General features: G+C 72.3%; 20 protein-coding genes and 1 pseudogene. 13 read left to right on the top strand and 8 right to left on the bottom strand.

Annotated features, from left to right (window positions below):
* Nucleotides 1–27: 27 nt before the first annotated feature.
* Nucleotides 28–477: a spore-associated protein gene (locus C1703_RS35910; protein ID WP_114256757.1), complete on the top strand. Its 450-nt coding sequence runs from the start codon at nt 28–30 to the stop codon at nt 475–477.
* Nucleotides 478–569: 92 nt separating this feature from the next.
* On the opposite strand, the gene C1703_RS35905 is transcribed toward C1703_RS35910, so the two are convergent.
* Genes C1703_RS35905 through C1703_RS35880 form a run of 6 tightly spaced genes read right to left on the bottom strand, consistent with a single transcriptional unit; the run spans nt 570 to nt 5,911 of the window.
* Nucleotides 570–1,556, bottom strand: a complete 987-nt coding sequence (locus C1703_RS35905; RefSeq protein ID WP_114256756.1) for an ABC transporter substrate-binding protein — start codon at nt 1,554–1,556, stop codon at nt 570–572.
* 38 nt (nt 1,557–1,594) lie between these two features.
* Nucleotides 1,595–2,359, bottom strand: coding sequence for an amino acid ABC transporter ATP-binding protein (locus C1703_RS35900; RefSeq protein WP_114256755.1), 765 nt, complete (start codon nt 2,357–2,359; stop codon nt 1,595–1,597).
* Nucleotides 2,356–3,321 (bottom strand): amino acid ABC transporter permease, encoded by a 966-nt coding sequence (locus tag C1703_RS35895; protein ID WP_114256754.1) that lies wholly within the window; start codon nt 3,319–3,321, stop codon nt 2,356–2,358. Before C1703_RS35895 ends, C1703_RS35900 begins: the two co-directional genes overlap by 4 nt.
* Before the next feature lie 3 nt (nt 3,322–3,324).
* A complete protein-coding gene (locus tag C1703_RS35890) occupies nt 3,325–4,275 on the bottom strand; it encodes an ABC transporter substrate-binding protein (RefSeq protein WP_114256753.1) in 951 nt (316 codons plus the stop codon).
* Nucleotides 4,272–4,787: a GNAT family N-acetyltransferase gene (locus C1703_RS35885; protein ID WP_114256752.1), complete on the bottom strand. Its 516-nt coding sequence runs from the start codon at nt 4,785–4,787 to the stop codon at nt 4,272–4,274. Before C1703_RS35885 ends, C1703_RS35890 begins: the two co-directional genes overlap by 4 nt.
* Nucleotides 4,784–5,911 carry an LLM class flavin-dependent oxidoreductase gene (locus tag C1703_RS35880; RefSeq protein ID WP_114256751.1) on the bottom strand — a complete coding sequence of 376 codons (1,128 nt, stop codon included), beginning with the start codon at nt 5,909–5,911 and terminating at the stop codon, nt 4,784–4,786. The genes C1703_RS35885 and C1703_RS35880 overlap by 4 nt, the downstream gene beginning before the upstream one ends.
* A 591-nt stretch (nt 5,912–6,502) precedes the next feature.
* Here C1703_RS35880 and C1703_RS35875 point away from each other — a divergent pair.
* The 9 genes and pseudogenes from C1703_RS35875 (at nt 6,503) to C1703_RS35840 (ending at nt 16,183) form a co-directional block, all read left to right on the top strand.
* Complete coding sequence (locus tag C1703_RS35875) at nt 6,503–7,510, top strand: amino acid ABC transporter permease (protein WP_114256750.1); 1,008 nt, start codon at nt 6,503–6,505, stop codon at nt 7,508–7,510.
* Nucleotides 7,507–9,573, top strand: coding sequence for an FAD/NAD(P)-binding protein (locus C1703_RS35870; RefSeq protein ID WP_114256749.1), 2,067 nt, complete (start codon nt 7,507–7,509; stop codon nt 9,571–9,573). Before C1703_RS35875 ends, C1703_RS35870 begins: the two co-directional genes overlap by 4 nt.
* A gap of 297 nt (nt 9,574–9,870) precedes the next feature.
* Entirely contained in the window at nt 9,871–11,100 is a 1,230-nt protein-coding gene (locus C1703_RS35865) for an acyl-CoA dehydrogenase family protein (protein WP_114256748.1), read from the top strand.
* Nucleotides 11,101–11,170: 70 nt separating this feature from the next.
* A complete protein-coding gene (locus C1703_RS35860; RefSeq protein WP_114256747.1) occupies nt 11,171–12,070 on the top strand; it encodes a TauD/TfdA family dioxygenase in 900 nt (299 codons plus the stop codon).
* A 91-nt stretch (nt 12,071–12,161) separates the two neighbouring features.
* Nucleotides 12,162–12,620, top strand: a complete 459-nt coding sequence (locus C1703_RS35855) for an Rrf2 family transcriptional regulator (RefSeq protein ID WP_114256746.1) — start codon at nt 12,162–12,164, stop codon at nt 12,618–12,620.
* A gap of 137 nt (nt 12,621–12,757) precedes the next feature.
* Nucleotides 12,758–12,859 carry a putative leader peptide gene (locus tag C1703_RS40350; protein ID WP_343236413.1) on the top strand — a complete coding sequence of 34 codons (102 nt, stop codon included), beginning with the start codon at nt 12,758–12,760 and terminating at the stop codon, nt 12,857–12,859.
* Nucleotides 12,860–13,059: 200 nt separating this feature from the next.
* Nucleotides 13,060–14,166, top strand: coding sequence for an aliphatic sulfonate ABC transporter substrate-binding protein (locus tag C1703_RS35850; RefSeq protein ID WP_114256745.1), 1,107 nt, complete (start codon nt 13,060–13,062; stop codon nt 14,164–14,166).
* A 201-nt stretch (nt 14,167–14,367) separates the two neighbouring features.
* Nucleotides 14,368–15,335, top strand: a pseudogene (locus C1703_RS35845) (ABC transporter ATP-binding protein).
* Nucleotides 15,332–16,183 (top strand): ABC transporter permease, encoded by an 852-nt coding sequence (locus C1703_RS35840; protein ID WP_198678362.1) that lies wholly within the window; start codon nt 15,332–15,334, stop codon nt 16,181–16,183. Before C1703_RS35845 ends, C1703_RS35840 begins: the two are co-directional and overlap by 4 nt.
* A gap of 162 nt (nt 16,184–16,345) precedes the next feature.
* Here the strand turns inward: C1703_RS35840 and C1703_RS35835 are convergent.
* Nucleotides 16,346–17,256 (bottom strand): IS5 family transposase gene (locus tag C1703_RS35835; RefSeq protein WP_198678204.1). Its coding sequence is split into 2 segments (ribosomal slippage): nt 16,346–16,908 and nt 16,908–17,256, totalling 912 coding nucleotides; the frame shifts between segments, so codons are not numbered across the junction.
* Between the two features lie 80 nt (nt 17,257–17,336).
* On the opposite strand from C1703_RS35835, the gene C1703_RS35830 reads away from it, so the two are divergent.
* A complete protein-coding gene (locus tag C1703_RS35830) occupies nt 17,337–18,098 on the top strand; it encodes a ZIP family zinc transporter (protein WP_114256744.1) in 762 nt (253 codons plus the stop codon).
* Between the two features lie 56 nt (nt 18,099–18,154).
* On the opposite strand, the gene C1703_RS35825 is transcribed toward C1703_RS35830, so the two are convergent.
* On the bottom strand, nt 18,155–18,820 hold the full coding sequence (locus tag C1703_RS35825) for a TetR/AcrR family transcriptional regulator (protein WP_232840686.1): 666 nt from the start codon (nt 18,818–18,820) through the stop codon (nt 18,155–18,157).
* Between the two features lie 196 nt (nt 18,821–19,016).
* Here C1703_RS35825 and C1703_RS35820 point away from each other — a divergent pair, with 196 nt between their 5' ends.
* Complete coding sequence (locus tag C1703_RS35820) at nt 19,017–20,339, top strand: UDP-glucose/GDP-mannose dehydrogenase family protein (protein WP_232840685.1); 1,323 nt, start codon at nt 19,017–19,019, stop codon at nt 20,337–20,339.
* 74 nt (nt 20,340–20,413) lie between these two features.
* On the top strand, nt 20,414–21,625 hold the full coding sequence (locus C1703_RS35815; protein WP_114256742.1) for a glycosyltransferase: 1,212 nt from the start codon (nt 20,414–20,416) through the stop codon (nt 21,623–21,625).
* Nucleotides 21,626–21,693 lie beyond the last annotated feature (68 nt).

The raw sequence follows: 21,693 nt of genomic DNA, 5'->3' as shown, positions 1-21,693 counted from the left end.
CACCTCGAAGAGTTGCAAGGGGGAAATATGAGATTCGCCCGTTCCGTTCTGGCCGCGTCCGCCGTGGCGGCGCTGTCGGTGGGGACCATGACCGCCCTGGCGTCGCCCGCCTCCGCCGCGCCCAACACCACGCCGCAGAAGGTCTGCGGCAGCGGCTACAAGACGGTCAATTCCGCGACCGTCGGTTCGCTGGGGACCGTTTACCTGACCTACAACGCCTCCAACGGCCAGAACTGCGTCGCGACCATCCGCAACAACCCGGGCACGGCCGTGAACATGTCCGCCTGGATCTACGTCCCGGACACCGACGAGAGCCACTACGACGAGGGCCTCTTCACGTCGTACGCCGGTCCGTCCTACGCCTACGGCAAGGGCCACTGCGTGGACTGGGGCGGCAGCATCGCCAACACGTACGTCCAGGTGTACGGCTCCAACTGCGGCTCCCTGAAGGAGCACCGGGTCACCTTCACCCGCTGACCCCCCTCCAGCCGGGCCACCGCGCTCCCCCGTCGCGCACTCGCGGGGGAAGCGTGGTGGCCCGGTCTCCGTCGTTCCGCCACCGGCCTCGGCTACGTGCCGCTCCTGGGCAGGCCGGGCGGGTTGATCCTGGACTCGGTCACGGCCTCGTCGGACAGGCCCCAGCGCCGGAGCACCTTCGCGTACGTGCCGTCGCGGATGATGTGGTCGATGGCGTCGGCGAGCGGCTCGACCAGGCCGTTGTCCTTCTTCGTGGTGGCCGCGATGAGGCCCTGGAGGGTGGCGCCGGCGCCGGAGTACGTGCCGACGACCTCCGTTTTCCCGCTGGTGGCCGCGTGGTGGGCGGCGGTCGGGTTGGGGCCGAGGTAGAGGTCGATGCGGCCGGACTGGAGGGCCAGGTAGGTGTCGCTGTCGTTCTGGTAGTACTTGATGTCCACCGGCTTCCGCCCGGCCTTCTCGTTCTCCCTGCTCCACTCGATCAGCAGTTTCTCCTGGTTGGTGCCGCTGCCCACGGCGACCGTCCTGCCCGCGACGTCCTGCGGCCCGGTGACCTTCAGACCGCTGCCCTTCTTCGCCTCGAAGCCCAGGTTGTCCTCGCGGTAGGGGGCGAAGTCGTACTTCTCCTTGCGTTCCTCGGTGACGGTGATGTTGCTGAATCCGACGTCGTACTTGGCGCTGTCCAGGCCGACGAAGATGTTCTCCCAGGAGACGGTGTGGAAGTGCGGCTCGAGGCCGAGGACGTCGGCGACCAGCGAGGCGATGTCGGGCTCGACGCCGATGACGGTCTTGTTGTCGGTGGCGTGGAAGGTCAGCGGCGCGGCGGAGCCGGAGGAGTCGACGATCTCCAGGGTGCCTCTCCTGCGGATCTCCTCCGGGACCTCGGCGGCGATGGAGTCGACCTTGGCGGTGGTGACGCGGTGCTGGTCGGGACTGGTGTTGATCTTCGTCGTCCGGCCCGACGCGTCCGCGACCTCGGTCGTGCCGCCGTCGGCGGGGTCGGCGCAGGAGGCGAGGACGAGGGCGGAGGCGAGTCCGAGCAGGGCCGCGGTGACGCGGCGGCGGGCGAGGGTGGCGGGCACGGTGGTTCTCCTTGCGGGGGCTTCGGGGCGAGGGGCGGTCAGAGGACCTTGGAGAGGAAGGCGCGGGTGCGCTCGTGCCGCGGGTCGTCCAGCACGGCCGCGGGCGGCCCCTGCTCCACGACGACACCGCCGTCCATGAACACCACGGTGTCGGCGACCTCCCGGGCGAAGCCGATCTCGTGGGTCACCACGATCATGGTGGTGCCGGTGCCGGCCAGGTCCTTGATGACGTCGAGGACTTCACCGACCAGCTCCGGGTCGAGCGCCGAGGTGGGCTCGTCGAAGAGCAGCACCTTCGGCTCCAAGGCGAGGGCCCGGGCGATGGCCACGCGCTGCTGCTGTCCGCCGGACAGCTGCCGCGGGTAGGCGTCCGCCTTGTCGGCGAGGCCGACCCGGTCGAGGAGCCGGCGGGCCGCGCGTTCCGCGTCCCCGCGCGGGCGGCGCAGCGCGGACACGGGGGCCTCGACGAGGTTCTCCAGCACGGTCAGGTGCGGGAAGAGGTTGAAGTTCTGGAAGACGAACCCGATGTGGGTGCGCTGCTTCAGGACGTCCTTCTCCTTCAGCTCGTGCAGCTTGTTCCCGGAGCGGCGGTAGCCGATGAGTTCGCCGTCGATGCCGATCCAGCCGCTGTCGACCTTCTCCAGGTGGTTGATGGTGCGCAGCAGCGTGGACTTGCCGGAGCCGGACGGGCCGAGGATCACGGTGACCTCGCCGGCGCGGACCTTCAGGTCGACGCCGCGCAGCACCTCCAGCGGGCCGAAGCTCTTGTGGACGCCGTGGACGTCGACCATGACGTCGTTCATGTCTTCTCCGTCGGTTCTCGGGTCGTCGCCGCGCGCCGCTGTGCGGCCACGAAGCGCCTGACGCGCTGGATCGGGGTGGGCGGTGGGGTGCGGTCGGCGCCGCGGGCGTAGTGGCGCTCCACGTAGTACTGGGCGACCGACAGCACGGAGGTGAGGACGACGTACCAGGCGGTGGCGACCAGCAGCAGCGGGATCACCCGGCCGTTGCGGCCGTAGATGACCTGCACCTGGTAGAAGAGCTCGCCGATGGACATGACGTAGACCACCGAGGTGCCCTTGAGCAGGCCGATGATCTCGTTGCCGGCCGTGGGCAGGATCGCGCGCATGGCCTGCGGCAGCACGATCCGGCGGATCTGCCGAAGCCGGGGGATGCCCAGCGCCGCGGCGGCCTCCGACTGCCCGTGGGCGACGGCGAGGACGCCGCCCCGGACTGTCTCGGCGGCGTAGGCGGCCTGGTGCAGCGACAGCCCGATGACGGCGGCGCCGATGGTGCCGATGAGGGTGTTGCTGTCGACGGACCAGAACACCGGGCCGAAGGGGATGCCGACCCCCAACTCCTTGTAGAGAGCGCTGAGGTTGAACCAGAACACCAGCTGGACGATCATCGGGATGGACCGGAAGATCCAGATGTAGCTCCAGGCGACGGTCTGCAGCAGCGGGCTGCGCGAGAGCCGCATGAAGGCCAGCACGGTGCCGAGGAGGAAGCCCAGCACGGTGGCGCAGGCGGTGAGTTGGAGGGTCACCCACACGGCCTGCACGATCGTCTCGGAGAAGACGTAGGCGCGGAAGACGTCCCACTCCCAGACGGGGTTCGTGGCCAGGCCGTGGGCGAACTGAGCGACCAGCACGAGCACGGTGGCGGCCGCGGCCCAGCGGGCGTAGTGGCGGGCGGGCACGACCCGCAGCCCGGCCGGGTCGCCGGCCCGTTCCGTGGCCGGTGAGGTGAGGGTGTCGATGCTCATGGGTCACCTGTGCTCTGGCGGGTTGATCCGCGACGTCTCGATCGCGGAGGCGGAGGTGCCCCACTTGTCGAGGATCCGGGCGTAGGTGCCGTCCTTGATCAGCTGGTTGACGGCGGCCTGGAAGGCCTTGGTGAGCGGGGAGCCCTTCCTGAAGGCGAAACCGACGTCGAGGCGGTGGTACTCGCCGAGGAACGCGGTCCGCGAAGCGGGCTGGGCCGCCTGGTGGCGCAGGCCGTTGATGGTCGACATGATGACGTCGATGCGGCCCTGCTGGAGTGCGGTGAGGCTCGCCGCGTTCTCCGAGTAGACCTTCACGTCGTACGGCTTCCGGCCCGCTTTCGCGCACACCCCGCGCTGCGCGGCGAGGGTCGCCTCGAAGGTGGTTCCGGCGCCGGTGCCGATGGTCAGTCCGCACAGCTGGGTGAGGTCGGTGACCTTCGTCTTCAGCCCGGGGTCGCCCTTTCGCACGGCGAAGCCCTGGCCGTCGTCGATGTAGGTGACGAAGTCGATGGTCTTCAGGCGTTCGGTGGTGACGCCGAAGTTGCCGGTGCCGACGTCGTACTTGCCGCTGCCGAGGGCGGGCAGGATCGACTCGAAGGACGCGTCCTGGCGCCGTATGCGGACCCCGAGGACCTTGGCGACGGCGTCGGTGAGGTCGATGTCCTGACCGGCGGGCGCCTTGTCCGGGCCGTTCGGGTAGTACGCGCCCGGCGGCGACCCGATCGAGCTGCCGACGCGCAGGGTGCCCGCCTCGCGCACCCCGGCGGGCAGCAGGGCGGCGACGGAGTCCACCTTGCGTACGGCGGCGACCGGGTCGTCGGCCGGTGCGGCCCGGGCACCGGCCGCCGCGGTGTCCCCGGGGCCGGCACCGCAGGCGGTCAGCGCCGGCAGGGACAGCAGGGCGACGGCGGCGGCGAACAGCCGGGTTCTGGTCACGAAGCTCACGGAGGTCATGGGGCGGGGGCCTTTCCCGGGTGTGCCTCGGGCGTGAGGTGTTTCTCGAAGGGCAGCGGGCCGACGGTCTCCGGGTCGGCGTCCGTGTCGAACAGGGGTGTGTAGCCGGTGGCCAGGTACAGACCCCGGGCCTCCGGCTGCCGCGGTCCGGTGGTCAGGTGGATCCGCCGGTACCCGCGTGCGGCCGCCTCCCGCTCCAGCAGCGCGATGACGCGCCGCGCGAGGCCGCGTCTGCGGTGGGCGGAGTGCGTCCAGATCCGCTTCAGTTCGGCCGTGGTCGCGTCGTACCGGCGGAAGGCGCCGCCGGCGACGGGCTCGCCGTGCTCCAGCAGCAGCAGGAGCAGGCCGCCGTACGGTTCGGTGAACTCCTCGTCGGGGTAGCGGGAGATCTCGGCGTGCGCGTCCTTGCCGTAGCGCGTGGAGTACTCGTGGCCGAGTTCGCGCAGCAGGGGCTGGACCCGGGGGTCGGACACGGTCACCTGAATGACCGTCAGATCTGGTGCGGAGGTCACGCGTTCACCGCCGCGGGGACCCGTGTGCCGCGTGCCGCGCGCTCGGCGTCGCGCTTGGCGACCTCCTCGCGGACGATCGGGATCACGTACCGGCCGAAGTCGATGGCGTCGTCCAGCAGGTCGTAGCCGCGGGCGGAGAGGATGTCGACGCCGAGGTCGTAGTAGTCGAGGAGCGCCCGGGCGACCGTCTCCGGGGTGCCGACGAGCGCGTTGGAGTTGCCCGCGCCCCCGGTCGCGGCCGCGGTCGGGGTCCACAGGGCGCGGTCGTAACGCTCCCCCGCCTCGGCGATGGCGATCAGCCGCCGCGACCCGGTGTTCTCCGGGGCGTCGCCGCGGTGGTGCCGTACGAGCCCCGCCTCGCGCCGTTCCCGGATGGCGCCGACCGTGCGATGGGCCTTCTCCCAGGCCAGTTCCTCGGTCGGGGCGATGATCGGGCGGAACGCGACCTGGATGCGGGGGACGTCGGTGCGGCCCGCGGCCCGCGCGGCGGCCCGCACGTTCTCGATCTGCTCGGCGGTCCTCGCCAAGGGCTCGCCCCACAGGCAGTAGATGTCGGCCTCGGCGCCCCCGGCGGCGTACGCGGCCGGTGACGAGCCGCCGAACGAGACGTCCGGGCGGGGCTGCTGGACGGGGAAGACGTCGCTGACGAAGTCGTGGAAGCGGTAGTGCTCGCCCTCGTGGTCGAAGGGTTCGCGGGTGGTCCAGATCTTCTTGACGAGCCGGATGTACTCGCGGGTGCGGGCGTACCGCTCGTCCTTGGTGAGGGTGTCGCCCTCCCGGCCCTGTTCGTGGTCGTTGCCGCCGGTGATGAAGTGCACGGTCAGCCGGCCCTCACTGATCTGGTCGAGGGTGGCGAAGGTCTTCGCGGCGAACGTCGGGTACGAGACGTTGGGCCGGTGGGCGAGCAGGATCTGCAGCCGGTCCAGCCGGCTCGCGATGTACGCGGCGGCCGGCGCCGGGTCCGGTGAACCCGAGCCGTAGGCGAACAGCACGCGGTCCCAGCCGTGCTCCTCGTGCGCGCGGGCGAGCCGGAGCGTGTACTCCTTGTCGAAGGCGGCGCCGGAGCGCGGGGTGGTTTCGGAGCCGTCGTTGGTGGCGGCGATGCCGAGGAATTCCACGGGCATGACAGTGGGGCCCCTTTCGGGAGCGACCGGACGCGGGCATGACGGAACGGCCCTGCGTACGGGCATGGGTGAGGAAGCGTCAGGAGGACGCGGCGGTGCGGGCGTGACGACGCCGGGCGTCGGAGGAAGCAGGGGTGCGGCAGCGCGCGTGACGAAGAGAGAACTCGGCCCGCGACGGGGTCACCGAGGGAGGGAAGGGCCGGTCAGACGGCCCGCTGCCGAGTCAGGCGCAACACGCCGCGGACCACACCCGACCGAAGTCGATGTGGTCGCGCGAGACCAAGCGCTGCTGGGCGTTCATGCGATTACTTGAGCAGTACCTCCTGCTCCGCGTCAAGCGTCGCCCGGATGCCGGACCGCCGTGCGCCCAGGGTTGTTGACACATCCGCGCGGTGGGCCCGTACGATCGGTGCCGGATCGGCTCCGCCCCGCGCGGCAGCCCTCCGGCCGCGTTGAGGGACGCGGCGACGTGACGACGCCGGCTCCCGGCGGCACGCTGTCCGCGCAGTCCCCGTGCGTCTGCGCTCCTGTGCGAGTGCCTCCGGGTGGTCACCCACGTCCGCGATCCCCTCGCCCCCGGAGAGCCTCCCCATGGTCACGCCTTCCGATGTCACCTCCGCCCCGGCCGCGAAAGCCCCCGAGCCGGCGGCTGCCCCCGCCCCGGACCCGCCGCGGATCGTGCCGCGCCGGCACCTCGGCCGACGGCTGACCGCCGCCGTCGCGCTGCTCGGGTTCGCGATGGTGCTCAACTCCGTCGTCCGCAACGACGCCTTCCAATGGGACGTGGTGGGCCGGTACTTCACCACCGCCGCCGTACTCGACGGACTGCTGCTGACCCTGTGGCTGACCGGTGCCGTGATGGTGCTCGGTTTCCTGCTGGGCACCGTGCTGGCGGTGGCGCGGCTCTCCGCCAACCCGGTGCTGCGCACGCTGAGCTGGGGCTACGTGTGGGTCTTCCGCTCCACACCACTGCTGGTGCAGCTGCTGTTCTGGTTCAACATCGGCGCGCTGTACCCCACGCTGGGCCTCGGCATCCCGTTCGGTCCGCAGCTCGTCACCGTCGAGACGGTGAACCTGCTCGGCCCCACGCTCACCGCCGTCATCGGTCTCACCCTGCACGAGGCCGCCTACGCCGCCGAGGTGGTGCGGGGCGGGATCCTCTCCGTCGACCCGGGGCAGACCGAGGCGGCGCAGGCACTGGGCCTGAGCCGGCACCGCACCCTGCGGCGCGTCGTCATCCCCCAGGCGATGCGCTCCATCGTGCCGGCCGCCGGGAACATGCTGATCGGCACGCTCAAGGGCACCAGCATCGTCAGCGTGCTGGCCGTGCACGACCTGCTGTACTCGGCGCAGCTCATCTACCACCAGACCTATCAGGTCATCCCGCTGCTGCTGGTCGCCACCCTCTGGTACGTCGCCGTCACCAGCGTGCTCAGCGCGGGTCAGTACCACGTCGAGCGGTACTACGCGCGCGGCGCCTCCCGCGCGCTGCCGCCCACCCCGCTGCAGCGGCTGCGTCGCCGGATCTCCGCCGTACGCGTCCGGTGGGGCGCGGTGACGGCTGCCGACGCCCGTCCCGCGATCGGCGGTGACCGGTGAGCGGCGTCCCCTCCGCGGCCGTCCTGGTCGTGGTCGGAGCGGGCCCGCGGGCCACCGGCCTGCTGGAGCGGGTCGCGGCCAACGCCCCCGAACTCTGGGACGGACGACGGGAGTTGCGCGTCCATCTGGTGGATCCGTATCCGCCCGGCCCCGGCCGGATCTGGCGGCACGACCAGTCGCCCCTGTTGCGGATGAACTCCATGGCGGAGGACGTCACCCTGTTCACCGACGAGTCCTCCACCATCGAGGGCCCGGTGCGGCCGGGCCCCTCACTCGCCGAGTGGGCCGCCCAGTTCTCCGGCCGGGGCGGCCCGCGCCGCACGCCGCGCTCCCCCGAGCTCTCGGCTTCGCTCGAGCAGGAGGGACCCCCACCGCCCGCCGAACCGGACGTGCTCGCCGAACTGCGCGCGCTGTCGGGAAGCGACTTCGCCACCCGCCGGGCCCAGGGCGCCTATCTGGACTGGGTGTTCCGCCGGGCGCTGGCCGAACTGCCGCCGTCCGTCACCGTCGAGAGGCACCGCACCACGGCGACGGCGGTCACCGGCCCCCCGGACGGCCCGCAGCGGGTGCACCTGGCCGACCGCGCCACCCCGCTCACCGCCGACCTGGTGGTGCTCACCCAGGGCCACCTCGGCGCCGCACCCGACGCCCGGCACCGCGACCACGCCGCGTTCGCCCGCCGCCACGGCCGCTTCCACCTCCCGCCGGAGTTCTCCTCCGACGCCGACCTGTCGGCGCTGCGGCCCGGCGAGCACGTCCTCGTGCGCGGCTTCGGGCTGGCGTTCATCGACCTGATGTCCCTGCTCACCGAGGGCCGCGGCGGCACGTACCGCACCGAGTCCGACGGCTCCCTCACCTACCTCGCGTCCGGCCGGGAGCCCGTCCTGCACGTGGGATCCCGGCGCGGGGTGCCGTACCACTCCAAGACCCGGTACCGGCTCCAGGGCCCCCGGCCCGCGCTGCCGCGGTACTTCGGTCCCGCGGCGGTCGACGCCCTGCTCGCCGAGGGCCGCCCGCTGGAGCTGCGGCGCGACGTGTGGCCCCTGATGGCCAAGGAGATCGGGTTCGGCCACTACCACGAGCTGTTCCACGCCCATCCCGAGCGCACGACCCTGCCCTGGCCGGACTTCGCCGCCGCCTACGACCGGCTGTACTGGCGTTCCGAGGCCATGACCGCCCTGGTCGCCGGCGCCGTGCCCGACCCGGCGGACCGGCTGGACCTGGAGGCGCTCGACCACCCCCTCGACGGCGTTTCCTTCCCCACCCCGGACGCCTTCCAGGACCATCTGCGCGACCACATCGCCCAGGACGTCGCCCGCCGCGAGGACCCGGAGTTCAGCGCCGACCTCGGCGCGTTCCTCGCCCTGCTCTCCGTCTACGGCCAACTGCCCCGCCTCGTCGCCTCCGGCCGTCTCACCGCCCGCTCGGTCGCCGAGGACCTCGACGGCTGGTGGCACGGCTTCTTCAGCTTCCTCGCCTCCGGCCCGCCCGGCTTCCGGCTGCGTCAGCTCCTGGCACTGTCGCGGGCCGGTGTCGTGCGCTTCGTCGGCGCGGGCATGCGGATCGGCACCGACGACGCCACGGGCACGTTCACCGCCACCAGCCCCACCGTCCCCGGCAGTTCCGTGCACGCCACGGCCCTCATCGAGGCGTACCTGCCCGGCGCGTCCCTGGCCCGCACCGAGGACCCGCTGCTGCGCGGCCTGTACCGGCAGGGCGCGCTCGCCGAGGAGGTCATCGCCGACCCCTCCCACACGCACCGCTCCGGCCTGCTGGCCGTCTCCGCCGACGGCCACGTCATCGACCCGGCCCTCGGCGGCCCCCATCCGCGCCGCATCGCCCTCGGCGCCCCCACCAACAGCCGGGCCGTCGCGGCGTTCGCCCGCCCCCGCACGAACGCCCCGGCCTTCCGTCAGAACGACGCGGTGGCCCGGGCGCTGCTGCGGACCTTGAGCGCCACCGAGGCCGGAACGGCGACGCCCGCGGAGGGCAGCCGGACCCTCGCGGCGTGCGCCCCACCCACCCTTCCTACTTTTCCTATCGATTTACTAGGGAAGCCTTGACGGCGTCCGACGGGGGTGCGCAGGATGATGTACATGTCCCGTACGCAGCAACGACTCGTTCGTCGTCGGCATGTCGACTTCGGTCACGTCGGCAGCGCCGCCTGCTGTCGCGGATAGAGGCACGCCGCTCACGCGTTCGCCCGCAAGGCTCCGCTCCTCCTTTTCCGGGACGTCCCCATGACCACAGCCCTGCCGGCTCCGGCCGCTTCACCCCATCGCGCGGGCCACCCGCACCTGCCCGACCGGTGGGAGAGCTCCGGCGCCGCGCCCCGCCACCGACCTTGAGGAGCCCACGCCATGGGCGTTGCCACCGCGCCGTCCGGCCCCGCCGCGGAACCCGACCTGCCCGTGCCCGGCCGTGCGCACTGGCTGCGCGTGGCCCAGGAGGCGGCGGACGACCTGGCCACGGACGCGGTGACCAGGGAGCAGGCGGGCAAGGCCCCGTTCGACGAGGTGTCCCGGCTGCGCGAGGCGGGCCTGCTGACGCTGCTGATACCGGCCGAGTCCGGGGGCGGCGGCGCGGACTGGGCCACGGCCTGCGCCGTGATACGGGAGATCGGCGCGGCCGACGGCGCGATCGGTCAGCTGCTCGGCTGTCACTACGTCACGTCGTGGAGCGCCGGGTTCTTCGCGGAGCCCGACCGGGCCGCACGGACCGAGCGGCAGTCCGCTGCCGAACTGTGGTGCTGGGGGGCCGGTTTCGGCCCTCAGGAACCGCCCCTGACGCTCGTCAGGAAGGCCGGCGGTCATGTCCTCGACGGCCGGCAGAGCTACGCCACCGGTGCCCTGGTCGCCGACCGCCTCGCCGTGCGGGCCGTACGGGCGGGCAGCGGCGAACCGCTCGCCGTCGTCGTGGATCCCGCGCGTTCCGGCGTGCGGATCGACGACGACGCCGACCCCTTCGGCCAGCGGCTCGCCGCCGGCGCGAGCGTGGAGTTCGACGCCGTGCCGGTCACCGCCGACGAGGTGCTCGGCCCCCTGCCCGTGGACGAGGACACGCTGTCGCCCCGGACCGCCTTGGCGGCTCCGGTCGGGCGTCTTGTCTCCGTGCAGCTGCTGCTCGGCATGGCCGAGGGAGTGCTCGCCGAAGCCCGCGAGTACAGCAGGGCGGGCCACGCCCCCTGGCATCCCGCCTGGCCGGTCGGCACCCCCCACGACCCCCAGGTGCTGACCGCCTACGGGGAACTCACCGTCCTCACCCGCTCGGCGGCCGCACTCGCCGAGCAGGCGCTGGAAGCCGTGCAGGGCGGACTGGCCCGCGGTGAGGGCCTCACCCACGACGCGTACGCGGAGATCTCCGTCCTCGTCGCCATGGCCGAAGCCGCCGCCTCCAGGGCCGCGCAGGAGTGCACCACCCGCGCCCTCGACATCGTCGGCACCCGCTGCGCCTCCGCACGGCTCGGCTTCGACCGCTTCTGGCGCAACGCCCGGACCCACACCCTCTACCAGCCCGTCGCCCACCGGCTCCGCGAAGTCGGCGACTACCACCTCAACGGCGCCCACCCTCCCTTCGGCCTGCCCGTCTGAGCCGGCCGGCCCGCACGGCGGTCGTCACCGGGTTCCGGCCCCTCCCCGAACTCCTGAAAGGACACCGCACATGACCACCGGCACCCGCCTCGGCATCCGCAGGATCGGCGGCCGCATCGGCGCCGAGATCCTCGGCGTGGATCTCGGCACCGACCTCGGCCCCGCTCTCGTCGACGAGATCAACTCGGCACTGCTGGAACACAAGGCGCTGGTCTTCCGCGACCAGCACCTCGACGACGCGGGCCAGCTCCGCTTCGCCGCCCTCTTCGGCGAGCTCACCACCGCGCACCCCACCGTCTCCTCCGTCGAGGGACAGCCCCGGATCCTGCCCGTCGACAGCGACGAGGGCATCCGCGCCAACCAGTGGCACACGGACGTCACCTTCGTCCGCACGCCCCCGAAGGCGTCCACGCTGCGCGCCCTCGTGATCCCGCCCTACGGCGGCAACACCCTCATCGCCGACGCCGGTGCCGCCTACCGGGACCTGCCCGGACCGCTGCGCGAACTGGCCGACAAGCTGTGGGCGGTGCACACCAACGACTACGACTACGCGGCTCCCAGGAACGAGAAGGCGGCCGAGTACCGCAGGCGGTTCGTCTCGCGGAAGTACCGCACCGCGCACCCCGTCGTCCGCGTCCACCCCGAGACCGGGGAGCGCGGGCTGTTCATCGGCGGCTTCGCCCAGAGCATCGTCGGCCTCGGGCCCTCCGACTCCCGCGACCTGCTGCGCCTCTTCCAGTCGTACGTCACCCGCCCGGAGAACATCGTGCGGGTGGCCTGGAACCCGGGCGACGTCGTCCTGTTCGACAACCGCATCACCCAGCACTACGCCCCGGACGACTACGGCGACCTGCCCCGGCTCCTGCACCGGGTGACCATCGCGGGCGACGTCCCCGCCGGCGTCGACGGCACCCTCAGCCACGTCGTCGAGGGCGACGACGCCTCCCACTACACCCCCGCCGCGGCCTGAGCCGCTCGGCCGGGCCGGGATGCCGGCCCCTGCCCGGCCGCCCGCCCGCCCGGAGCGGATGCCGCCCGGGGGCCTACGCGATAATGGACGCATGCGGATCTCAGCCAGGGCGGACTACGCGGTACGTGCCGCGCTGCAGCTCGCCGCGTCCCGGGACGACCTGCCCCTGAAGGCCGAGGCCATCGCCGACGCCCAGGACATCCCGCACAAGTTCCTGGAGAGCATTCTGAACGACATGCGCCGGGGCGGCCTCATCCTCAGCCAGCGCGGCGGCAACGGCGGCTACCGGCTGGCCAAGCCCGCGGACTCCATCAGCATCGCCGACGTCATCCGCGTCGTGGACGGACCGCTGGTGTCGGTGCGCGGCGTCCGCCCGCCGGACCTGTCGTACACCGGCCCCGCCCAGTCGCTGCTCCCCCTGTGGATCGCGCTGCGGTCCAATGTGCGCGAGATCCTCGAAGGCGTGTCCCTCGCCGATGTCGCCTCGGCCCAACTGCCCCCCGAGGTCTCCGCGTTGACCGACACGCCGGGAGCCTGGACCAATCCCTGACAGGCCCGAGCCGAGGCCGGTGTCCCACAGACCGAGATCGTCGCGTCCAGTATGTGAATGCCCTCTTGGGGTGGGCGCGACCTTCTGCCACGATCCCTATCAGCCAGGTAGGAAAACTAGGGAACCAGGAGGTGGCCATGGGCACGCACCACCGCGCTGACCGGTCGTTCCTCCTGCTGACCTCGCGTCGCCACATCGACCTGGGCCGGACGTCCAGCGCCATCTGTCGACGCGGCTGAGACCGCCCGCCGAGCCATGCTCCGGGCGGCAGCGCCTCCCTCACCTCCCCCCACACCGCACGCCTCCGCTCCCCGGGCCCCTCGGCGGCATTCCCGCCGCCGGGCGCCCGTGAGCGGAGCACCGGCGCGTGCCCTCGGGCCGCACGCCTCGCACACGCCGCTCCTCACCGATCCACCCGTCACCCCGAGAGGACACCTCCGTGTCTGCCGCCAGACCGCTCACCACCCTGCGCATCCTCGCCGCCGCGACCGCGCTCCCGCTGCTGCTCACCGCCTGCGGCTACGGTTCCCAGTCCACCGACGACGGCAAGCAGAGCCAGGTCGCGGCGGGCGCGAAGAAGCTCTCCGCCGACGAAGTGAAGATCGGCTACTTCCCCAACCTCACGCACGCCACCGCGCTCGTCGGCGTCCAGGAGGGCATCTTCCAGAAGGAACTCGGCGGCACGACCATCAAGCCCTCGACGTTCAACGCCGGGCCCTCCGAGATCGAGGCGCTCAACGCCGGCTCCCTCGACATCGGCTGGATCGGCCCCTCCCCCGCCATCAACGGTTACACCAAGTCGAACGGCCAGAACCTGCGCATCATCGGCGGCTCCGCCTCGGGCGGCGTGAAGCTCGTCGTCAACCCGGAGCGGATCAAGTCCCTCCAGGACGTCAAGGGCAAGAAGATCGCCACCCCGCAGCACGGCAACACCCAGGACGTCGCGTTCCTCAACTGGGTCAAGGACCAGGGGTGGAAGGTCGACGCCGCGAGCGGCCGGGGCGATGTCTCCGTCGTCCGCACGGACAACAAGGTCACGCCCGACGCCTACAAGTCCGGTTCCATCGACGGCGCGTGGGTGCCGGAGCCGACCGCGTCGAAGCTGGTCGCCGAGGGCGGCAAGGTGCTGCTCGACGAGTCGACGCTGTGGCCCGACAAGAAGTTCGTGATCACGAACATCATCGTGCGGCAGGAGTTCCTGAAGCAGCACCCGGACGTGGTCGAGGCCGTGCTGCGCGGTTCGGTGAAGACCAACGCGTGGATCAACGCCCACCCGGACCAGGCGAAGGCCTCCGCGAACAAGGCCCTGGAGACCCTGTCCGGGAAGGCGCTGCCCGCCGACGTCCTGGACCCGGCCTGGAAGTCCATCACCTTCCTCGACGACCCGCTCGCCTCCACCCTCCGCACCGAGGCGGACCACGCGGTCAAGGCCGGGCTGCTGGAGGAGCCCGACCTGAAGGGCATCTACGACCTCACTCCGCTCAACAAGGTCCTCAAGGCCGAGGGCCGGAAGGAGGTCGACGACGCCGGTCTCGGCACCGGGTGACGACGCACCCGGCCGGGCCTTCCGCCGGACCGGCCCGGTGGCACCGTTCGGTAATGTGTTCGCCCGGAGGGGGCCCGAACGGCCGCTGCCAGGCGGCAAGGGCAGCCACAGCCGTCGCCGACGTCCCCTGACCCCGGACGTCGGCGCGGCCCCGGCCCCTGATCCCGCAGGACGGCACACGAGACGGACGGGGGACCGCGGATGACGACCGGTCACGCGTTGCCAGGGGCCGGCGGCCCACCACCAGAGGGCGACACGGTCATCGCCGTACGCGATCTGCGGATGCGCTACCGCAGCCAGGACGTGCTGAAAGGCGTCGGCTTCACGGCCCGGCGCGGCGAGGTTCTGGTGCTGCTCGGCCCGAACGGCGCCGGCAAGACGACCACGATCGAGATCCTGGAAGGCTTCCGGATGCGTTCGGACGGCGACGTGACCGTCCTCGGCACGGATCCGGCGCGCGGGGACGAGCGGTGGCGGGCGCGCCTGGGCGTCGTGCTGCAGTCCTGGCGGGACCACGGCAAGTGGCGGGTACGGGAGTTGCTGGCCCATCTCGGCTCGTACTACGTGCCCTACTCCACCCCGCTGCTACGGCGTCCGTGGGACGTCGACGAGCTCCTCGCCGCGGTGGGGCTGACCGAGCAGGCGGACAAGCGGGTCGGGCCCTGTCCAGGGGGCAGCGCAGGCGGTTCGACGTGGCCGTCGGCATCGTGGGCAGACCCGAGCTGCTGTTCCTCGACGAGCCGACGGCCGGTCTCGCCCCGGAGGCGAGGAACGAGTTCCACGGCCTGGTACGCGGGCTCGCGGACGAGAACACCACGGTCCTGATGACCACGCACGACCTCGCCGAGGCGGAGCGGCTCGCCCACCGGATCCTCATCCTGGCCGGTGGCCGGATCGTGGCCGACGGTCCGGCCGAGGAGCTGTCCCGGCGGGCATCGGCCGGGGCCACCGTGCGCTGGACGCGGGACGGGCGGCGTTTCGAGGAGTCGACGGCCGAGCCCACCCGGTTCGTCCGGCGGCTGTTCGAGGAGCACGGCGAGGCGATCGGCGGGGTGGAGGTGCGCCGGGCGAGCCTGGAGGACACCTACCCGACCATGGTGCGGGAGCTGGAGACGGGGAGCGTTCCCGAGGAACGGGCTGCGCACCGCTTCGGGGAGGGATCGCGATGAGTCCGGTGTGGTACGCGGCCGGGGTGGGGGTGCGGCGCGGCTGGACGGAGCTCCGGCACACCTTCACCACCGGCCAGGACGTGTTCGGTTACGCGCTCTGGACGGTCCTGCTCCTCGTTCCGCTGTTCCTCGCCGGGGACGACCGGCTGAAGGGGACCGGCATCTCCACCGGCGCGTTCATCCTGCCGAGCATGCTGGGGATGACGCTGGCGTTCACCGGGATGATGACCACGGCGCAACTGCTCGCGACCGAGCGCGAGGACGGCACGCTGCTGCGGGCCAAGGCCGTGCCCCACGGCATGGTCGGCCACCTCGTCGGCAAGATCGTCATGGTGTCGGGTACGGCTCTGGCCTCCATGGCCCTCCCCTTCGCCGTGGGCGTGTTCCTCGTGGACGGGGTCGCCCGGCAGGGCGGCGGCGCGCTGCTGACGCTGGTGTGGGCGCTCCCGCTGGGTCTGCTGGCCACCCTGCCGGCCGGCGCCGTCATCGGCTCGCTCGTCGACAACCCGCGCACGGTCGGGTTGCTGATGCTCCCGGTGATGGGGCTCGTCGTGATCTCCGGGATCTACTTCCCGCTGTCGAAGCTGCCCGAGTGGCTGCAGACCGTCGGGCAGGTCTTCCCCGTGTACTGGCTCGGCCTCGCCCTGCGGTCCGCGCTGCTGCCGGCCGACGCGGTCGCCGTCGAGATCGGCGCGTCCTGGCGGCACCTGGAGACAGCGGGCGTGCTGGGCGCCTGGACGGTCGCCGGGCTGCTCCTCGCCCCGTCCGTCCTGCGCAGGATGGCCCGCCGCGAGTCCGGGGCGGCGATGGCGGAGCGGCACCGGAAGGCGATGCAGCGGGTCGGCTAGGGCCCTTCTGATGGATCTCCGTGGGAGAAGGAGCGGCCGTTCGGTGCGTGCGATCGGCGTGCGGGGCGGAGGGTCATGTGGCGGAGCCACCTGGCCCTTCGCCCCGTGCGGCGAGCGGGCGTGCCGGGCGTCGCGACGCCGCGGAGATCCATCAGAAGGGCCCTAGGGCCTGTCTGACAAAGGATCTTGGTTGGGTTCGCGGAGCCAGAGGATGAGTGCGGCGAGGTGGACTCCGGCCTTGTAGCGGGTGGCGAGTTTGTCGAAGCGGGTGGCGATCGCGCGGAACTGCTTGAGGCGGTTGAAGCAGCGTTCGATCACGTTGCGGGCCTTGTAAAGCTCGCGGTCGAAGGCCGGCGGTCTGCCGCCGGCCTTCCCTCGCCGCAGGCGGTTGGCCTTCTGGTCCGCCCGCTCCGGGATCACTGCCCGGATGCCTCTGCGTCGCAGGGACTGGCGGATCGCCCGGGACGAGTACGCCTTGTCCGCGACGACCGCATCGGGCCTGAGGCGGGGGCGCCCGGCGCCGGTCCGGGGCACCCTCAGCTCGTCCATGACCATGTCGAAGACGGTGGAGTCGTTGACGTTGCCGGGCGTGATGACGACAGCCAGGGGCAGGCCCCGGCCGTCGCAGGCGAGGTGGAGCTTGGTGGTCAGCCCGCCGCGGGACCGGCCCAGCGCCTGGCCAGCCGACGGGCGTGCCGGATCTTCCAGTTCGTCCCCCGCCGCCGCCCCTTTTTGCGGGCTCCGGCGGCGTGCTGATGGGCCCGGCTGATCGTGGAGTCGACAGACACGGTCCACTCCACGGCTCCGACGGAGTCGTCGCGGACATGGACCTGTTCGAGCAGGCGAGCCCAGGTTCCGTCCGCCTCCCAGCGGGCGAACCGTTCATAGACCGTCTGCCACGGCCCGTAGCGTTCCGGCAGGTCACGCCACGGAGCACCGGTCCGCAACCGCCACAACACCCCGTTGATCACCTGCCGGTGATCCCGCCACGGACGACCACGACCGTCAACACCAGGCAGCAGGGGCGCTATCCGCTCCCATGCCGCATCCGTCAACTCACCTCGACCCACCACAAGATCAATTATCAGACAGTGCCTAGGGGGCGCCCGCAGCCGCAGGTGACGCCGGAACGGCTCCGGGTACCGGTAGCGGCATGGCTGAAGTGGTGCAGGCGGGACTGTGGGGACTGCTGGCGGGCTCGGCGCTGCTGCTCGGCGCCGCGCTCGGGTACGGGCTGCGCGTGCCGCAGAAGGTGATCGCCACGGTGATGGCCTTCGGTGCCGGGGTCCTGCTGTCGGCGGTCTCCTTCGAGTTGGTCGGTGAGGCGTACGAACAGGCCGGGATCGCCCCGGCCGCGATCGGCTCGCTCGCCGGCGCGATCGCCTACACCGTGGGCAACCTCTGGCTGGCCGGGCGCGGGGCGCGGCACCGCAAACGCTCCGGCCACCGGTCGTCGCAGTCCCAGCCGTCGGAGGCGGAGCAGGGCGGGTCCGGGACGGCGCTGGCGCTCGGAGCGCTGCTGGACGGCATCCCGGAGTCGGCGGTCATCGGGGTCAGCCTGCTCGACGGCGGGGCGGTCAGCCTGGTGACCGTGGCGGCCGTGTTCCTCAGCAACGTGCCGGAGGGACTGTCCAGTTCGGCGGGCATGAAGCGGGCCGGGCGCGGCAAGGCGTACGTCTTCGGGGTGTGGACGGCGATCGCCGCCGCCAGTACCGTCTCGGCCGTCCTCGGGTACGCCGTCGTCGGGGCGTTCTCCCCCGCTGTGATCGCGGCGGTCACGGCGGTGGCCGCCGGGGCGATCCTCGCCATGATCGCCGACACGATGATCCCCGAGGCGTTCCAGGACGCCCACCTGGCCATCGGGCTGATCACCGTGTGCGGCTTCCTGGTCTCCTTCGCCCTGTCCCACACCTGACCGAGGACCCGTGGGCACGACGGGTCCGGCGGTCGTTCCCACGTGGTGCGGCAGCGTCAGCCGTCGCCGGCGGCGCCTTCCTCGTCCCCGGCCCCTGACGCCCCGTCGTCCTTCGCCGGTGCCGGGCCCAGCAGGACCTCGATGCCCGCCCGCAGATACCGCTCCAGCGTGGTGTCCCGCGCCGCGGCCAGGGCGGGTGGGCGTATCTCGGTGAGCATGAGGCTCGTGCCGAGCATCCAGGCGGCGAGGAGCTCCGCCCGCAGGTCGGCGTCGGGGCCGCCGAGGCGGGCGGCCAGCCGGCGGGAGAACACGTCCGTGAAGTCCGCGCGCAGCCGCGCCACCGCCTCGTCCCGGCCGGAGGACCGCAGTACGGAGAGCACCGGATGCGGGAAGTCACCCTCCTTCGGCGGCCCCATGAGCAGCGCGCAGAACCAGTCGGGGATCGTCTCGACCGGCTCGTCCAGCAGCGGCTCGAACATCTTGCCGGTACCGGAAACGTCGTTGAACAGCGCTTCTTTCGAGCCGAAGTAGCGGTAGACGAGTGCGGCGTCCACTCCCACGTCGCCCGCGATGTCGCGCACGCTGGTGCCCTCGTAGCCGTACTTGCCGAAGCGGAAGGCCGCGGCGGCCCGCAGCGCCGTACGCGTCGCCGAGGCCGAGCGTTTGCGGTCGGGCCGGCGGGCCGCCGCCTTCGCCGCCTCGCCGTTGTGTACTCCGGTCACGTACCGCACCTCCTGGTCCACGGCCCTCTGGCCATCCGCCCATGTTCCAGTCTGCGGTGGCTGTCTCAAAGTCACCGACCGTTGTCACCAAATGTTGACTCGTGTTTTCGCCGCATGCGATACCTGACTGCGGTCAACGCTTGGTGACTTGAGTCCTCGCTGTGCCCCCCCAACCGACCGGAAAAGGTGATCTGCTGTGCCTGCTCGACGCGTCGCCGTGATCGGAACCGGCTACGTCGGACTGACAACCGGCGCCTGCCTGGCCTCACTCGGGCACTCCGTGGTGTGCGCGGACGCCGACCTGCACAAGGTCGAACGCCTGCGCGAGGCCCGGGTCGACATCCTCGAACCCGGCCTGCCCGAGACCGTCCGGGACGCCCTGGACGCGGCCCTGCTCGACTTCACCGGCGACACCGCGGCCGCCGTCGCCGAGGCCGGGGTCGTGTTCCTGTGCCTGCCCACACCCATGGGAGCGGGCGGCGCGGCCGACCTCGCCGCCGTGGAGGCCGTCGCCGCGCAGATCCGCGAGGTACTGCCGCCCGGCTGTGTCGTCGTCAACAAGTCGACCGTGCCCGTCGGGACGAGCGAGCGCGTCGCCACGCTGCTCGGCCGGGACGACGTGGCCGTGGTCAGCAACCCGGAGTTCCTGCGCGAGGGCCGCGCCGTCCACGACTTCCTGCACCCCGACCGGATCGTCATCGGCGCCGCCGACCGGGACGCCGCCCGGCGCGTCGCCGACCTGTACGCCGGACTGGACGCCCCGCTGGTGCTCACCGACCCGGCGAGCGCCGAACTGACCAAGTACGCGGCGAACTTCTTCCTCGCCATGAAGCTGTCCTTCGCCAACAACCTGGCCACCGTCTGCGAACGCTTCGGCGCCGACATCGACGACGTCACCGAGGGCATCGGCCGGGACCCGCGCATCGGCTCCGCGTTCCTTCGGCCCGGGCCCGGCTGGGGCGGCTCCTGTCTGCCCAAGGACACCCACGCCCTGCTGACCGTGTGCGAACTGGCCGGGGTCGACTTCCCCCTGCTGCGCGCCACCATCGAGACCAACGTCGCCCACCAGCGGCAGCTCGTCGACCGGGTCGCCGCCTCGTGCGGAAGCGGCGCGGACGGCTCGCTGCACGGCGTACGGCTCGCCCTGTACGGCCTGACCTTCAAGGCCGGCACCTCCGATCTGCGCGACTCCCCCGCGCTCTCCGTCGCCCGGCTGCTGCGCGAGCGCGGCGCCGAACTCACGGCGTACGACCCGGCGTTGCGCGAGGAGCGGCCCGACCTGAGCGATCTGCTCGACCTCGCCGACGACCCGGTGCGGGCGGCGGAGGGGGCGGCGGCCTGTCTCGTCCTCACCGAGTGGCCGGAGCTGCGCGACCTCGACTGGGCGGCGATCGCCGCGCGCATGGCCGGCCGGGAGGTCCACGACTTCCGCAACCTGCTGGACGCGGACCGGCTCGCGCGGGCCGGGCTGAGCAGGCACGGCATCGGGCGCGCGGACACACCGGCGCGGGTGGCGTGACGCCCGCGCGGGCACCGATGCGGGCCGCTGCTCCCCTTCCCTCCAGAAAAGAAACCGAGAGAAAGGCTCACCTCATGCGGGTTCTGTGCACCACGCTCGGCAGTCCCTCCCACGGGCGCGCCCAACTGCCCCTGCTGCGCGCCCTGGCCGGGGCCGGGCATCAGGTGCTGGTGGTCACCACCGAGGCGCTCGTCCCCGTGTTCCGTGACGACGACGTACAGGTGAAGGCCGCTTTAGCGGAGTTCAATCCGCTCGCCGCGGCGGCCCCTTACCTCGCCGAGCTCCAGGGCAGCACCGTCGACCTGACGGAGCCGACCGAAGCGCTGGACCGGCTGCTGATGCGCCACGTGGCCGGGCCCGGAGTCAAGCCGTACCTGGACGTCCTGCTCCCCCTCACCCGTGACTTCGGGCCCGACGTGATCCTGCGGGACGGCATGGACATGAGCGCGGTGCTCACCGCCGAACTGCTCGGCGTGCCGCAGTTGCCGACGCCTTCCGGGTTCAGCAACATGCTGGACCCCGCCGAGGTGCTGCCGCAGCTGAACGAGCGGCGCGCGGAGCTGGGACTGCCCGCGGGGGACGACCCGCTGTCCATCGCACCGCACGGCCGGGTCGACTACGTGCCGCCCGCCTTCTCCTTCGCCCGTCACCTGTCCCGGGCGTGGTCCTACCGGCAGACGGTGGACGTCGAGCGCGGTGGGGTGCTGCCCCAGTGGGCGGCCGGACTGCCCACGGACCGGCCGCTGGTGTACGCCGCGATCGGCACCGCACTGCCGCAGCTCCGTGAGCGCACGGCGGACGAGGACACGCCTCTGCCCGTGCGGCTGCCGGACCCCGCCGAGAGCCTGCGCGCGATCCTGGGGGCGGCGGCGGAGCTGGACGACTGCACGGTGGTCGTGTCGACCTCCGGGGTGCCGGTGGACACCGAGGGACTGCCCGGGCACGTCCACGTCACCGAGCGGGTCCCGCAGCCGCTGCTGCTGGAGTCGGTCGACCTGTTCGTCACCCACGGCGGCTTCAACAGCATCCGCGAGGCCATGCGCACCGGCACGCCGCTCGCGGTCCTGCCGCACTTCGGGGACCAGCCCGCCAACGCGCGGCGCGTGGAGGAACTGGGCCTGGGCCGTCACATCACGGACCGGAGCGCGAGGGGCATCGCCGACGTGTGCCGCGAGTTCCTCGCCGACCCCGGGCCCCGGGCTCGGGCCCGCTCGGCCCAGCTGGCGATGCTGGCACTGCCGGAGATCGGGCAGGCGGTCGGCGACCTGACCGGCATCGCCGGCTAGGCGGACACCCCCAGGGCCTGTCGTTCGGATCAGGTCGCAGGGAACCGCCGGCACCCCGTCAGCGCCGG

This window comes from Streptomyces sp. Go-475 (genome assembly GCF_003330845.1).
Lineage (GTDB): Bacteria > Actinomycetota > Actinomycetes > Streptomycetales > Streptomycetaceae > Streptomyces.
This window is presented reverse-complemented; position numbering and strand designations above follow the sequence as displayed.